Consider the following 14,792-nt stretch of genomic DNA (forward strand, 5'->3'; position numbering starts at 1 on the left):
TTCTTCGGGCGGGGTTCTTCTGGATTAGCTCCGCGGCAGACAGAGCAAAGCTCTGATCAGTGAGTTTTAATGACTCTTGATGCATGTGGCCATGTAGCTGGCATTATCGTGGTATAGTACACGCCATAACGCACGGTGTGTCGGAGGTCGATGTGAATGAAATTCTGCCCGCTGCGCAACCCGGTCTGATTGAAGAGCCTGGCCGCGCTGCCCATTATCTGGAAATGACGTTAACTGCCCCAATGCAGCCGCAGGCTGTGCTGGCGGCGCTGAAAGCTGCGCTGGAACCGCTGGCTGGAGCCTATATCGCGGTATGTTTCGGGGCGGATGCCTGGGATCAGCTGAACCCGCAATGGCGCCCACAGAATCTGCAGCCGTTTACCGAGCTGAAGGGTGAGAACGGCTACACCATGCCTGCGACTCAGAGTGATCTCTTCTTCTGGATTCACGGCGAAGATCAGGGTGACGTTATGGATGCGGTTCTGCAGGTGCACAATGCCATGGCAGACGTTGCGTCCTGTGTACTCGATCTGGCCGGTTTTAAAAACCGCGAAGCCCGGGATTTAACCGGTTTTGTCGATGGTACCGGTAATCCGAAAGGCGATAAGCGCCTGGATGCGGCACAGATTCCTGCTGGTGCAGCCGGTGCTGGTGGTTCCTACGTGCTGACGCAGAAATGGCAACATCATCTGCGTGACTTCAATAAACTCAGCGTGCATGAACAGCAACAGGTGATTGGCCGTACTAAAACAGACAACATCGAGCTGGAAGGGGATGACATGCCACCGACGTCCCATGTCAGCCGTACGGATGTAAAAATCGATGGCGTTGGTCAGAAGATTTATCGCCGCAGCACGCCTTATGGTGGTGCCGATGATCACGGTCTGTATTTTCTCGCATTTGCCTGTGATCTCAGTCGTATCACCATTCAGCTTGATCGCATGTTAGGTAACACTGGCGATGGTTATAGCGATCATCTGATGAAGTATTCCACCGCAAAAACCGGTGGATATTGGTTTATGCCGTCTCAGTCTGATCTTGAGGCATTGTTAGCCAGAGGCTGATGGTGTTTTGTTTTTCTCAGAAGTAAACCAGAAGTAAACCAGAAATAAAAAAGCCGGTTACCTTTTAACAGGTAACCGGCTTTTTTATTACACGCTGTAATCTTTTTTACAGGCGTAATCCGCTGATTAAAACTGCGAGTAGTCCCAGTCCGCCGCCACAATCGGTGCATGAATTTTAATCAGACCAATGGCGTTAAAGGCATCCTGAATATTATTGTTCAGCACATCCAGGCGATGCGGGTATTTATCGTCAGCAAGAAACTGGATATTACCGGCACGATCAACAAACTGCGCATCATAATAAAGGTTTTCGATATCCGGCGTGGCGGCTTTATCACCCAGCAGAATATCTGCTGAAGCTTCCAGCAGCTGCAGTTTTTTCGGATTGTCCAGATCCTTCATCAAAGGTTGCAGGTCGGCGTTGGCCTGCATCATTACCTCTACAAAATCCTTAACTTTCTGGCGGTTTTTGCGGAAATAGTCAGAACGTACAACGTAAATATCTGCAATCACCCGGCGTGCGTACATGGTTGAAATAATCATGCGCGCACCTTCCACGGAACCGTCTTTGCCTGTACCAACACGGCGACCGGAAGTGAGGCCATAGGCATCGGAAATAATCATAAAGGCAGCATCAACGTCCGGTTGATCCAGTACCGCCGGCGGGGAATCCGGGGAAAGTGTAAGATCCGGCATCCACTTGATATTGATGTCATCCATGGTCATATCGGCCTGTTGCAGCAGGGTGGTCATAAAATCCACATGTGGGCCGTAAGCCTGCACTGCAACGGTTTTTCCTTTCAGGTCCTTAACGCGCATGATGTTGTTTTTGGCGACCAGGGTGTCACCGCCACGGGACCAGGTCAGCTGGTAAATAACCACAGGCTTGGTGCGTTCATCTTTATTCAACAGCTCCAGAGCCTGGTTGCACATACCAATGGTGCAGCGCAGAAACGGCGATTGGCCAGACAGATACTCTTCCAGCTGCTTATCAAAGTTATCCTGCAATACCAGCTCAAGGTTCAGTCCGGCTTTAGCCATAGGGCTGTCTGGCTGTGTTTCGGTGGACATACCGTTGGCCAGCAGGGTAACCATATCGCCGCCCCAGGTAATCATGGGGACACGCAGGGTATCGGATTCTTTTACTTCTCCGACAGGCGTTCTGACTTTCTGGGCCAGCGGCTGAGGAGCCGATTCCTGTTGGGCGAATATACTGAGAGAAAAACTTGCGAATACTACCGTCGTCAAAATTTTCCGTATCATGCTTCTTTCCGTCTTGGTTAATGGGTATTTTTAAAATATTAATTATTGAAAGGGCGGATATTCCGCCCTTTTTTATGGTTATTATTATTGATCTGCTGTTTTTTAAGCTTTGGACTTCATCCAGTTTTTCCAGCCGCCATGGTCGGTGATTTCTTCTGCACCTTCAACGCCGGCAGGCTCACAAATAAAGCCACAGACCTGACTGCCATCGGCGATTTCTACCTTACCGATGCCAAGTGGCGCAGGAATTCCAGCGACAAACGAACCGAATTGTTCAGCTGGTACTGACCAGATTTCCACGTCAATGGTTTTGCCATTGGTATCATCGCGGATCAGACCCGGGCGGAACGGAGGACCACCGGCCAGAGCGTACATACGATAGGCAGCAGCGGTTGTCGTGGTTTGTTTCAGCGTGGCGCCACGCTCAGTCAGTTGCCAGTTCAGCGGCAGACCGGTTAAGTGCGCGCCGCAAACCAGTACATCAATGCTGGCCGGATTTGCAGCTGCTGCAGCCGGTACCGATGGCTTGCTGTATTGAGTGGCACCCATTGGTAGTACGAATACTTTCTCCAGCTGGTTGGCAATCGACAGCAGCCAGCGGTCAGACATCGCCGGACCCACCAGAGTAATACCGAACGGTTTTTCTGAAGCGGTGAAAGCCGTTGGTACGGCAACCGAGGTCATATCCAGCAGATTCATAAAGTTGGTGTAATGACCCAGCTGGCTGTTGCGCAGAATCGGTTCTTCCAGCATTTCTGCAATGGTGAAATGCGTACCGGCTGTCGGCGTCAGGATACAGTCGAACTGAGCCAGGGCATCATCACAGATGCGCTTCAGTTCGGTCAGGCGATACTGAGCCTTAAACAGATCTGTCGCTTTAGGTTTGCCACCCGGGGCGATAATTTCACGCACTACCGGAAATACGGCATCCGGGTTTTCGTCAATCAGCGGTTGTGCCGCGATGTAACGTTCTGACACCCATGGTCCTTCGTACAGCAGTTTGGCCGCTTCAAAGAAAGGAGCAAAATCAATTTCGGTTAATGTCGCGCCATTTTCTGCCAGTGCTTTTACCGTGTTTTCGTAGCAGGTTTTGTATTCTTCATCACCGAAGAATTCCAGCTGATCGGCGCGGATCACACCAATGTTCAGTTGTGCCGGGGCGCAACCATAGATGCGTTTGGTGTTGCTGTATGGGTTGCGGCGGCTGTAGCCATCGGCTTCATCGAAGGTGGCAGCAACGTCCAGTACTTCATTGGCATCGTCGGCATTCAGGGCAAAAATGCTGATGCAGTCGAGGCTGCGGCAGGCTGGCACCAGCCCGGTGGCTGACAGCAGACCACGGCTTGGTTTGAGCCCCACCAGATTGTTAAAACATGCCGGAATACGGCCGGAACCTGCTGTGTCGGTACCGAGACTGAAAGTCGACAGACCCAGAGCAACAGCCACGGAAGAACCGGCACTGGAGCCACCGCTCAGATATTCCGGATCGAACGAGTTTTTACAGGCTCCCCATGGAGAGCGGGTACCGTTCAGGCCGGTTGCAAACTGATCAAGGTTGGTTTTGCCGATAGGAAGGGCGCCGGCATTAATCAGTTGCTGGATTAAAAACGCATTATCGTCCGGCGTGTAAGCAAATTCCTTACAGGCTGCGGTGGTCGGAATGCCGGCCAGGTCGATGTTGTCTTTGATTGCAAATGGCACACCCCATAACGGGCATTTGGCCGGATCTTTGTCTTTTAATGCATCAAGGTACCGCTGGATCTGGCCTTTGGTCAGGCGGGTAATCCAGATGTTGTAATCCTCGTACTCAGCCGCGCGATCAAGAATGTGGTCAATCACAACGGATGGGGTCAGTTCACCACTGGCGTAGGCGGCTTTGAGATACGACAGCGACAGATTCAGTGGCTGGCTCATGCGTTTTCCTCCGGATTTTCAATAACAATGAGGGCCTGACCCGGGTTAACCCGGCTGCCTTCATTAAGAACAATTTGAGTCACCACACCGTCTGCTGGCGATGGCAGGGCAATTTCCATTTTCATCGATTCAAGAATCATCACCGGCTGACCAGCTTTTACTGTATCGCCAACTTTAACCTGAGTCTGCCAGACAGTTCCCGAAACGGGACTGTCAATTACCGTGGCATCTTCCGGCCAGGTGATTTCTGTTTCTTCAGTTTCTGCTTCTTCTACCGAGAAATTGAACTGGCCATCAGCGTGCCAACGTTCCAGTTCTTCAGCAAAGGCCTGGTTACGTTTTTCAGTAAAGGCATCAATGTCAGTTTTTTCTGCTTCGATAAAGGCTTCGTATTCCGACAGGCTGAATTCACTTTCTTCGATTTTGATCGGGTAACGACCCTGTGGAAAATCGCTGCGGATTTTCATCAGTTCATCGTGGCTGACTTCGTAGAAACGGATCTGATCGAAGAAACGCAGTAACCAGGGTTTTTTGAATTCAACGGTCTGACGGTACCGGTTCCACATCTGCAGGGTACGGCCAACAAATTGGTAGCCACCCGGGCCTTCCATTCCGTAAACACACAGATAAGAACCACCGATACCCACAGAGTTTTCTGCAGTCCAGGTACGGGCCGGGTTGTATTTTGTGGTCACCAGACGTTGGCGTGGATCTATTGGAGTTGCCACCGGAGCACCCAGATAAACGTCACCCAGACCCATCACCAGATAGGAGGCGTTAAAAACGATGTCTTTTACCTCGTCAATGGAATTCAGGCCGTTAATACGACGGATAAATTCGAGGTTGCTTGGGCACCATGGGGCATTTTTACGCACTGACTGATCGTATTTCTGAATCGCCTGGCGGCAGGCTTCGTCATCCCACGACAGCGGGATATGCACGATGCGTGATGGCACGCTGAGTTCGGCCAGCTGTTCAGATAATGAACGCTCGGCGGAATGCAGATAATTGATAAGGTCGGTGACGGACAGGGTCTGACTGTCGTAATGCACCTGCAGGCTGCGGATACCCGGTGTTAATTCACGGATACCGTTGAGCGGGTTTTTCTGCAGCCACTGCATTAACGCGTGAGCGCGGAAACGCAGGCGGATATCCAGCTTCTGTTCACCGTATTCAACCAGCAGGAAGTGGTCCCCCGCAGCCCGGTAAACAATATCATCACCGAATTCTTCCGCACTTAACGTTGACAGAATCGGACTTTCTGCCTTAATCGCTTTGACGTCGGTAATAATGGTTTCTAAATTCTCGATGGCTTTGCTGTTGGCCGCCTCAAGTTTAACCGCATCAGCAATACTGACCGGAACAAAACGGATTTTGTCACCGGCACGCAGCTGACCCAGTTTCCACAGGTCGGCAGTGATAACGGTAGCAGGGCATACGAAACCACCCAGTGACGGACCATCAGGACCGAGGATCACCGGCATATCACCGGTAAAGTCGATGCTGCCAAATGCATAGGCGTTATCGTGCAGGTTCGATGGATGCAGACCGGCTTCGCCACCGTCTTTACGTGCCCATTCCGGTTTTGGTCCGATCAGACGCACACCGGTACGGCTGGAGTTGTAATGCACTTCCCAGTCGGTATCAAAAAAGGTGGTAATGTCGTTGTCGGTAAAGAAATCCGGAGAACCGTGCGGACCATAAATCACGCGCAGTTGCCATTCACTGCTGAGATCCGGTTGCAGATCGTGCGGAACTTCGCTGGTGGTAATGGGAGCGAGAGGTTCCTTGCTCATGTGCAGAACATCACCGGCACGGATAGCACGGCCGCTGTGACCACCGAACTGACCCAGCGTAAAGGTCGAACGGGAACCCAGATATTCAGGGCACTGAATACCACCGGCAATGGCCAGATAGGAGCGGGCACCACCGTTGCGCACGCGGCCCAGAGCCAGTGTCTGACCGGCTTTTACCTCGATAACCTGCCATAAATTAACGGCTTTGCCATCAAGTTTGGCGTCGATATCCGCACCGCCTAACGCGATACGGGTATCGGTGCTGAACTGCAGCGTCGGACCCTGAATGGTAATTTCCAGCGCGGCGGCGTCGCTGCTGTTATTCAACAGGCGGTTAACCAGACGGAAAGAACGGGTATCAAACGCACCGGATGGTGGTACACCCACATCCCAGTAGCCGGCACGGCCCGGGAAATCCTGAATGGTGGTTTGTGTACCACCGGCAATCACATCAATACGGGCTGGCTGATAAACGAAATCGTTGAGGTAGCGGGTGGTGATTTCGCCTTTTGCTAACACATCATCACGCAGCAGGCAGCGCAGATAATCCAGGTTGGTTTCACAACCATAAATGGAGGATTCATCCAGCGTATTCTGCATGGCAATCAGCGCCTGTTCACGGCTGTTTTCGTGAACAATAATTTTCGCCAGCATTGGGTCAAAATAAGGCGGCACTTCAATACCGGATTCAATCCAGGTATCGATACGTACACCGTCTTTTTGTGCAAATTCCACATTGCTCAGTAATCCAGCCGCAGGCTGGAACTGACGATACGGGTCTTCACCGTAGACGCGCACCTGAATAGCGTGGCCAGAAGGCGACAAGGTTTTGCGCTGCAGATCCAGATCCAGAGACTGGCCGCCGGCCAGAGATACCATCCATTCCACCAGATCGATGCCATACACTTCTTCGGTTACACCGTGCTCAACCTGTAAGCGGGTGTTTACTTCGAGGAAATAAAATTCGGCAGAATCAGCGTCATAAATAAATTCGACCGTACCGGCATTGCGGTAATTAACACTGCTCAGCAGACGCTCAGCGGTGGCATACAGTTTCTGGCGAATGTCGTCAGTTAGGTGTGGAGCAGGGCATTCTTCAACCACTTTCTGGTTACGGCGCTGGCTGGAGCAGTCGCGCTCACCAATGGCAAGTGCTTTACCCTGACCATCACCAAATACCTGAACTTCGATATGGCGGGCACGGGCGATGAATTTTTCGACGAACACACCATCGTTGGAGAAGTTGTTGGCACCCAGACGTTTTACCGTGGCAAAGGCATCACGCAGTTCCTGTTCGCTGTGGCACAGCTGCATACCAATACCGCCGCCACCGGCGGTGCTTTTCAGCATGACCGGATAGCCAATTTTTGCCGCTTCTTCTACAGCCGCATCCAGTGAGCTGAGCAGGTCGGAACCCGGTGACAGCGGGACGCTATTTTTCACCGCCAGGTCACGTGCCTGGTGCTTAAGGCCAAACAGGGTAATCTGCTCTGTCGTCGGGCCAATAAACACAATGCCTTTTTCTTCACAGCGATTAACAAAATCGGCGTTTTCGCTGAGGAAACCATAACCCGGATGGATTGCCTGGGCGCCGGTCTGTTCGGCGATGGCAAAAATACGATCCATGTTCAGGTAAGTATCACGGGCCTGGTTCTGTTCCGGTGTATCCGGATTCAGACAAACGGCTTCATCCGCCATGCGTACGTGCAGGCTGTTAGCGTCACAGTCGGCGTAAATGGCCACTGACTGAATTCCCATTTTACGCAGGGTGCGGATGATGCGTGTCGCAATGGCACCACGGTTAGCAATCAGAACTTTGGTCAACATACGTTATACCTTGTCGGGGTCGTCCCGGTGGATTCTGTACCGGCAAAGGTCGTCCTTTGCCTGAATTTATTTTAGTCAGCGTTAAACGCTGCTTATTTCTGTATTCTGCCTTCAGCGCAGGTTATTCCCACACCAGTACTTCAATCGGTGTCGGGTTGTAGGCGTTACATGGGTTGTTCAGCTGTGGGCAGTTGGAAATCAGAATGATGGTGTTCATCATGGCTTTCAGTTCCACGTATTTACCGGCATCGGAAATACCATCAGCAAATGTCAGACCGCCTTCCTTGGTAATAGGCACGTTCATAAAGAAGTTGATGTTGTGCGTGATGTCCGCTTTATCCAGACCAAATTCTTCATGCTCTGCGATAGCCAGCATCCAGCTGTCGCGACAGGCGTGCATGCATTTCTTTTCCAGCGAGTAACGTACGGTATTGGATTCCGTCGCACAGGCTCCACCCAAGGTATCGTGACGGCCACAGGTATCGGCAACGATTTCCAGTAATGGGCGGTTTTCATTGGTCATCAGCACAGAGCCTGCGGTCAGGTAAACATTACCCTGTTCACGGATAGTGTCCTGGGCGCTGTAACGCTCGCTTGGATCGTCAGCGTTAAAAAACAGCGTATCTGCAGCCTGATTACCTTCAAGGTCAAGAATGCGGACGGTCTGACCGGCTTCAATACGGTGAATAAAATAATCACCGGCGAGAACGGTTTCGCGGAAAAAGGCCTGTTCCGGTTGAAGAGTGCTTTCTTTAATCATGGTGTTGTCTCCTCTCAGGCTTCGCAAAAGTTGTACAGGAAATTATTTTTAAAACCGCGTTGATTTTCTTCGCAGTGATTTTTGCAGGCGTCGTCTTCCGCTACTGGTTTGGCTTTGGCCAAACGGTAGTGCACCGGACGGAACGGATACTCTTCGGCATTGTTGAGTGGGTGAGGGCAGGTATGCAGTACTACCAGGGTGTCCATCTCAAAACGCAGGGTAACGGCATTACCGGCTTTGGAGGCACCGTCTACATAGGACATATTGCCTTCGTCATCGGTTTCTACGCGGCTGAATAAATTCAGGTTGGCGGCCATGTCTTTACGGTTCAGGCCGTATTTGGCCAGCTCTACCAGAAAACTGTCATAACCATTTTTGGTCCAGCCGTTATGGGCTTCCTGATAGGTTTTCAGGGTCCATTTTTTCAGCAGGTTTTCTTTGTTCAGGTTGCCGCAGACTGTGTCATGCCAGCCGCAGTCGTCTTCAACAATGGAAGCAAATACACGGCCCATATCTGAGTACAGGCAATTACCGGCGGTCAGTTTGAATGTATGCTGACATTTGAGTGTGTCCGGCGCGTTGTATTTTTCCAGCAGATCATACGGGTTGTAGAACAGCATGCCGACATTGGCACCACCTTTAACATCGGTGAGGGTCAGCAGAGTGCCTTTCTTAACGCGCATGGACCAGTGGCAGCCACCACCTAAGGTATCTTCGTAAACGGGTTCACCCAGCATAAATTGATTGTGCATAACGACTCCTTACAGATGGCCAGGAAAGCAGAAATTGACGGAGCGCAGACGACGTGCGTTCAGCGCACAGAGGCTCCGGAAAGAAAATAAATAAGATATGAAATGTTTTGTCATAACGTCCTCTCAGGTTTCACGGATGCGGATACAACGATGATGGAACACAGTTCGTATGAACCACCATCCTGTTGATCTCCCGGGCTTTTATCCCGCCGTGTAACCTTCCAGTACGCTGCTGGCTGGTCGGCCACTCTCGGTCCAGTCGCTGAAGTATCAGCCGGAACCCTAGTGCCCTTATTGATGTGCAACTGTTGCCGGAGCAGAGTTGTGGGGGTGCTGACAGCACCGTTGTTTATTCCGCGTAGTTGAGTCCAGAGCATCTCGCTGCGGACGCTCTTAGTATAAAGCGAAGTTTGTGCCATTGTACAAGCCCCTGCTTAACAGCCCGTCATAGACTGGCCTGTTTGCTACGTTAGCGGCGCATGGCAGGGCATAAATCGCACTTATGGTCTTATTGTGGTGCATGTTATTTTCACTGTGATTCATGATGGTGCGATTCTTGAGCCTTATCATGGGAAACAGTGGTGAATACGACAGAGACTTGTCTGCAGGCGAACGAAAAGGGGCCAGCCATGAAAAAATTTTCTGTGGCGAAATAGCCGGTATTTTTACGCACTGAAACCATAAGGGGCGGCGCCTCAGGTTCTTCCTGACTGACTGGTCAGGAATTTTATCCGGTTAAAATTTTCGGATCTCATTCTCTGGTATGGCACGCTTGGTGCTTTTGGCAGTATTACCAAAACTAAAAATGGTAATACCGGGAGACACCAATGAAGATGAAGAAACGTATGCTGGGTTCCTTGTTCGCCGGACTGCTGATGGCTGGTAGTGCATTGGCTGAGCCTCTGAAAATTGGTTACAGCGATTGGCCAGGATGGGTAGCCTGGGAAATTGCGATCGAAAAGAAAATGTTTGAGAAAGAAGGCGTAGACGTTCAGTTTGAATGGTTCGACTACGTTGCCAGTATGGATGCGTTTGCCGCAGGCCAGCTGGACGCTGTAAGTATGACAAATGGTGATGCACTGGTTACCGGTTCTACTGGTGCTCAGAGTGTGATGATCCTGGTAAACGACTACAGCGATGGCAATGACATGATCATCGGTGCTCCGGGTATCGAATCTATTAAAGATCTGAAAGGCAAAAAAATCGGTGTTGAAATCGGTTTTGTTGACCACCTGCTGCTGCTGAAAGGTCTGGAAAAAGCGGGTATGACCGAAGCTGACGTTGAACTGGTTAACGTGCCAACCAACGAAACTCCACAGGTTCTGGCTTCTGGTCAGGTGGATGCAATCGGTGCATGGCAGCCAAGCTCCGGCCAGGCGCTGACTCTGGTTCCGGGTTCCAAACCAATCTTCACCAGTGCTGACGAACCAGGACTGATTTACGATGTATTGGCTGTTTCACCTGCCAGTCTGGCGGCTAACCGCGACGAGTGGAAAAAAGTGATCAAAGTCTGGTACGAAGCTGTTGATTTCCTGAATGATCCTAAAGCTCACGAAGAAGCCGTTTCTATTATGGCTGCCCGTGTAGGTCTGTCTGCAGAGGAATACAAAGGCTTTATTAAAGGCACCAAAATTCTGACTCTGGAAGAAGCTCTGCCATTTATGAAAAAAGGCGCTGGCTTTGATTCTATTTACGGTTCCACTGAAATTGCGGACCAGTTCAATGTTGATAACCAGGTTTATGCTGATAAGCAACCGGTTGCCGATTACATTGATCCATCTCTGATGGAATCCCTTAAGTAATAGAAGTAACAGAGCAGCTTTCTCTGTATTGCGCCGGTAACACGGCGCTCCTCCCTCTGTTGTTATATGCCACGCATAGGTGGCAGAGGGAAGTTTTGCCCAAATGCTAAGTAACATGCTGTTGAAAACGATATATCGAAATTTAAAAAGGCACTGAATATGTCATTGTTCACCGTTAATAAACCACTGGAGCCAAGAAGCCGGACTCTGGTCGCTCTTATGAGCTTTGGCCTGCCAATAATCCTTTGGTGTCTGGTCAGTTATGTGCCTTTTATCTGGCATCCGGATATGAAAATTACCGATCCGGGTTCTGTCAGTTATTTCCGTGAAGATATGCTGGTTGGTAAGGATGTCTTCTATAAAGAAATGGAAAAAGCAGAAGCTAACAACACGGCTACACCCGCAGGTGAGCCTGCGAACCCGGTTTATCTGCCAGCACCGCATGAAGTGGTCACTGCTTTTTATACGGCGTTCACTACCGAACCGAAACGCAGCAGTGAACTCTGGTTGCACGAAAGCCTGTGGAGCAGTATCCAGGTGATTTTCTGGGGGTTTGTGATTTCCTCCATCATCGGTATTCCACTGGGTATTCTGGCCGGTACTTACGACTTTTTCTCGCGCCTGTTTGAACCTTTTATTGAATTTTTCCGCTATCTACCGGCACCGGCGTTTGGCGCTCTGGCTGTAGCTGTGCTGGGCATCTATCAGGCACCGAAAATCGCCATTATTTTTATCGGAACCTTCTTTCAGCAGGTACTGGTGGTTGCCAATACCACCCGTAAACTGGATCCGGCATTACTGGAAGCCGGGCAGACTCTGGGTGCCGGTAACCGCTCCATGCTGTTCCGAATTGTTGTGCCAGGCATTCTGCCGGATCTGTACCGTGATATCCGTATTCTGCTGGGCTGGGCGTGGACCTATCTGATTGTTGCCGAGCTGATCGGTACCAGTTCAGGTATTACCTGGTTTATTACTCAGCAGGCCCGTTACAAGAACTTCGATAACGTATTCGCTGCCATCATGATGATCGGTATTCTCGGCCTCACCATTGACCTGCTGCTGGCATGGATCGGACGTCGTCTGTTCCCTTACCAGAAAGGTACTAAATAAGTAATTGGAGAATATGATGACTGATTTAAATTTACCCGATTACAAACAGCAGAGCCCGGAAGTCCGTGACCGTTTTGAGCGACTGAAAAAACGCCCGGTAACCATGGAAGTCAAAGGGCTGACAAAAAAATTCAACAGCCATCACGGCGAAGTGACGGCCCTGAAAAACATCGACCTGAAAATTCACAAGCGCGAATTCGTCTGTGTGATTGGTCCTTCCGGTTGTGGTAAATCCACACTGATCCGTATTCTGGCAGGCCTTGAACAGGCAACAGAAGGGCAGGTATTACTCGACGGCAAGGCCGTGACCAAACCGGGTCCGGAACGTGGCATGGTGTTTCAGGGTTATACCCTGTTTCCGTGGCTGACGGTTAAACGCAATATTATGTTCGGCCTGATTGAATCCGGTATGAACAAAAACCACGCGGAAGCCGAAGCCCGGGAATGGATTGAACTCATCGGTCTTGGCAAGTTTGAAAACAGCTATCCGCATCAGCTGTCTGGCGGTATGAAGCAGCGCGTGGCGATTGCCCGTGCACTGGCAAACCGTCCGCAAATACTGCTGATGGATGAGCCATTTGGCGCACTGGATGCTCAGACCCGCGCAAAAATGCAGGCGTATCTGATGGAGATCTGGAAGAACATTGATGTGACTGTGTTCTTTATTACCCACGATCTCGACGAAGCTGTGTATCTGGCGGACCGCATTCTGGTGCTGAAAGCCAATCCCGGTGAAGTACAGGAATTGGTGGAAGTGCCTGTACCACAGCCGCGCAGCCCTGAGCAGTTTTTATCGCCGGAATTCCTGGCGACCAAAAAACACATTGAAGATCTGATTCATCCGCCGTCAGAAGAAGGCGACGACGATCATCTGAATCTGGTGCGTATGGTGCCGGTGAATGACGATGTAGGGAGCGTGTTCTGATGTACGAATTAGCTAACATGACCTGGGAAGAAGTCGCTGCGGCAGTAAAGCAGGGCATACAGACTGCGGTGCTTCCTATCGGCGCTACTGAACAGCACGGCCCGCATATGGTCTGTGGTATGGACAGTGCCATTGCCGATACTTTATGCAAAACCGTGGCAGAAAAAGCCGAGGTTATTCTGCTGCCAACGTTGCCGTATGGCTGTTCTGTGGGCCATTCCAAACGCTGGCCGGGCACCATGGCACTGAACCCGAAAACCCTGATTGATGTTATTACTGACCTGGGAAACTGGGTTCAGTCATCCGGTATCCGTCGTCTGGTGTTAGTCAACGGTCACGTCACCAATGCCGCGCCACTGCGTTGTGCGCTGGAAATGTTGCGTGCCCGCTACGACGATTTAATGATCGCATTAGTTCATACCGCGCAGATTTCTGAGCGGGTAAAAAAAGCTCATCATGACGATGCTGAAGACTGGCACGCTAATCATGCCGAAACAGCTCTGATGATGGCACTGCACCCTGGCATTGTGCGTGAGGATAAACTGCAGGAAGCAGACGATCCCGACCGCACCGACGGCTGCGTGTTCAGCCATCCGGTTAACCGTACCAGTAAAAACGGTGTGACCGGTAAACCGTCGGCAGCAACTGCTGCAGATGGAGAACAATTATTTACGTGGATGTGTGATGACCTGACGGCGCTGTTAAACAAAGCCATCAGTGAAGAGCCACCACTGGATCAGAGTTACCACCACAGTATTCTGGCGGACTCTGTTTTTAATTAACCCTTTTTAACGTTTGTAACCCCTTGGATTACCCGCTCTGATGGAATGTTTCTGTCAGAGTTTAAACCAGCCCGGGTGGTGTGGTTTCAGTTAAGTAGCTGAGCCGCCCATCTGGGCTATGAAAATAACCCCGGCGAAAATCTCAGGCTAGCCGCCCTAACGGCTCAGTCGGGTCAATATCATCTTAAAAGGTAAAAGAAATGATTGAGACCAAAACCGATGCAGAAATCAGTGCAATTCAGCAGGCTCTGCAGGATCGTGGCGTAAAATATTGCATGGGTACTTACGTGGATATCCATGGTGTACCCAAAGGCAAAATCGTACCGATCGCTCACCTGCACCATATGGCACACGGTTCAGAACTTTACACTGGTTACGCACTGGATGGCCTGGGTCAGGCACCAAACGATGACGAAATTGCCTCTGTTCCCGATCTGGATCATATCATCCAGCTGCCATGGCAGCCGGAAATTGCCTGGATGCCGGCAGACAATACGCTGTACGGCGAACCCTACATGCTCAACACCCGTGTACTGCTGAAAAAAGTACTGGAAGACGCCAACGAAATGGGCTTCGGCATGAACCTGGGTATTGAAGCAGAAGTGTATCTGCTGAAGAAAAATGAAGACGGTACGCTGGAAATTCCGGATCCGGACGACAAACTGAAAAAACCGTGTTACGACACCCGTGCTTTCCTGAGCAACTTCAAATGGGTGGATAAAATGGTCACCAGCATGAATGATCTGGGCTGGGATGTTTATTCTTTCGACCATGAAGATGCCAACGGTCAGTTTGAA

The 14,792-nt window shown here is 50.7% G+C and carries 10 protein-coding genes, 1 pseudogene and 1 riboswitch; of the genes and pseudogenes, 6 read left to right on the top strand and 5 right to left on the bottom strand.

The window, feature by feature from the left end:
- Positions 1 to 152: 152 nt before the first annotated feature.
- Positions 153 to 1,064: a Dyp-type peroxidase gene (locus B2Z72_RS04790; protein ID WP_296983440.1), complete on the top strand. Its 912-nt coding sequence runs from the start codon at positions 153 to 155 to the stop codon at positions 1,062 to 1,064.
- Between the two features lie 126 nt (positions 1,065 to 1,190).
- On the opposite strand, the gene B2Z72_RS04795 is transcribed toward B2Z72_RS04790, so the two are convergent.
- From B2Z72_RS04795 to B2Z72_RS04815, 5 genes are all read right to left on the bottom strand, one after another.
- Entirely contained in the window at positions 1,191 to 2,327 is a 1,137-nt protein-coding gene (locus tag B2Z72_RS04795) for an ABC transporter substrate-binding protein (RefSeq protein ID WP_296983441.1), read from the bottom strand.
- Positions 2,328 to 2,429: 102 nt separating this feature from the next.
- Complete coding sequence (gene atzF, locus B2Z72_RS04800) at positions 2,430 to 4,241, bottom strand: allophanate hydrolase (protein WP_296983442.1); 1,812 nt, start codon at positions 4,239 to 4,241, stop codon at positions 2,430 to 2,432.
- Positions 4,238 to 7,864 carry an urea carboxylase gene (uca, locus tag B2Z72_RS04805; protein WP_296983444.1) on the bottom strand — a complete coding sequence of 1,209 codons (3,627 nt, stop codon included), beginning with the start codon at positions 7,862 to 7,864 and terminating at the stop codon, positions 4,238 to 4,240. Before uca ends, atzF begins: the two co-directional genes overlap by 4 nt.
- A gap of 121 nt (positions 7,865 to 7,985) precedes the next feature.
- Entirely contained in the window at positions 7,986 to 8,624 is a 639-nt protein-coding gene (locus tag B2Z72_RS04810) for an urea amidolyase associated protein UAAP2 (RefSeq protein WP_296984069.1), read from the bottom strand.
- 14 nt (positions 8,625 to 8,638) lie between these two features.
- Positions 8,639 to 9,376 (bottom strand): urea amidolyase associated protein UAAP1, encoded by a 738-nt coding sequence (locus B2Z72_RS04815; protein ID WP_296984070.1) that lies wholly within the window; start codon positions 9,374 to 9,376, stop codon positions 8,639 to 8,641.
- Positions 9,377 to 9,564: 188 nt separating this feature from the next.
- Positions 9,565 to 9,673: riboswitch (guanidine-I (ykkC/yxkD leader) on the bottom strand.
- 530 nt (positions 9,674 to 10,203) lie between these two features.
- Between B2Z72_RS04815 and B2Z72_RS04820 the strand changes: the two genes are divergently transcribed.
- The 5 genes and pseudogenes from B2Z72_RS04820 to B2Z72_RS04840 form a co-directional block, all read left to right on the top strand.
- Entirely contained in the window at positions 10,204 to 11,178 is a 975-nt protein-coding gene (locus B2Z72_RS04820) for an ABC transporter substrate-binding protein (protein ID WP_296984072.1), read from the top strand.
- 159 nt (positions 11,179 to 11,337) lie between these two features.
- Positions 11,338 to 12,288 carry an ABC transporter permease gene (locus B2Z72_RS04825; protein WP_296984073.1) on the top strand — a complete coding sequence of 317 codons (951 nt, stop codon included), beginning with the start codon at positions 11,338 to 11,340 and terminating at the stop codon, positions 12,286 to 12,288.
- 16 nt (positions 12,289 to 12,304) lie between these two features.
- The gene (locus B2Z72_RS04830; protein WP_349676740.1) at positions 12,305 to 13,213 is read left to right on the top strand and encodes an ABC transporter ATP-binding protein; all 909 of its coding nucleotides are present in this window, start codon (positions 12,305 to 12,307) and stop codon (positions 13,211 to 13,213) included.
- A complete protein-coding gene (locus B2Z72_RS04835) occupies positions 13,213 to 13,995 on the top strand; it encodes a creatininase family protein (protein WP_296984074.1) in 783 nt (260 codons plus the stop codon). The genes B2Z72_RS04830 and B2Z72_RS04835 overlap by 1 nt, the downstream gene beginning before the upstream one ends.
- A 200-nt stretch (positions 13,996 to 14,195) precedes the next feature.
- Positions 14,196 to 14,792 (top strand): annotated as a pseudogene (locus B2Z72_RS04840) (type III glutamate--ammonia ligase); the annotation flags it as partial.

It is taken from the genome of Thalassolituus sp. UBA6592 (genome assembly GCF_002433655.1).
Lineage (GTDB): Bacteria > Pseudomonadota > Gammaproteobacteria > Pseudomonadales > Oceanobacteraceae > Venatoribacter.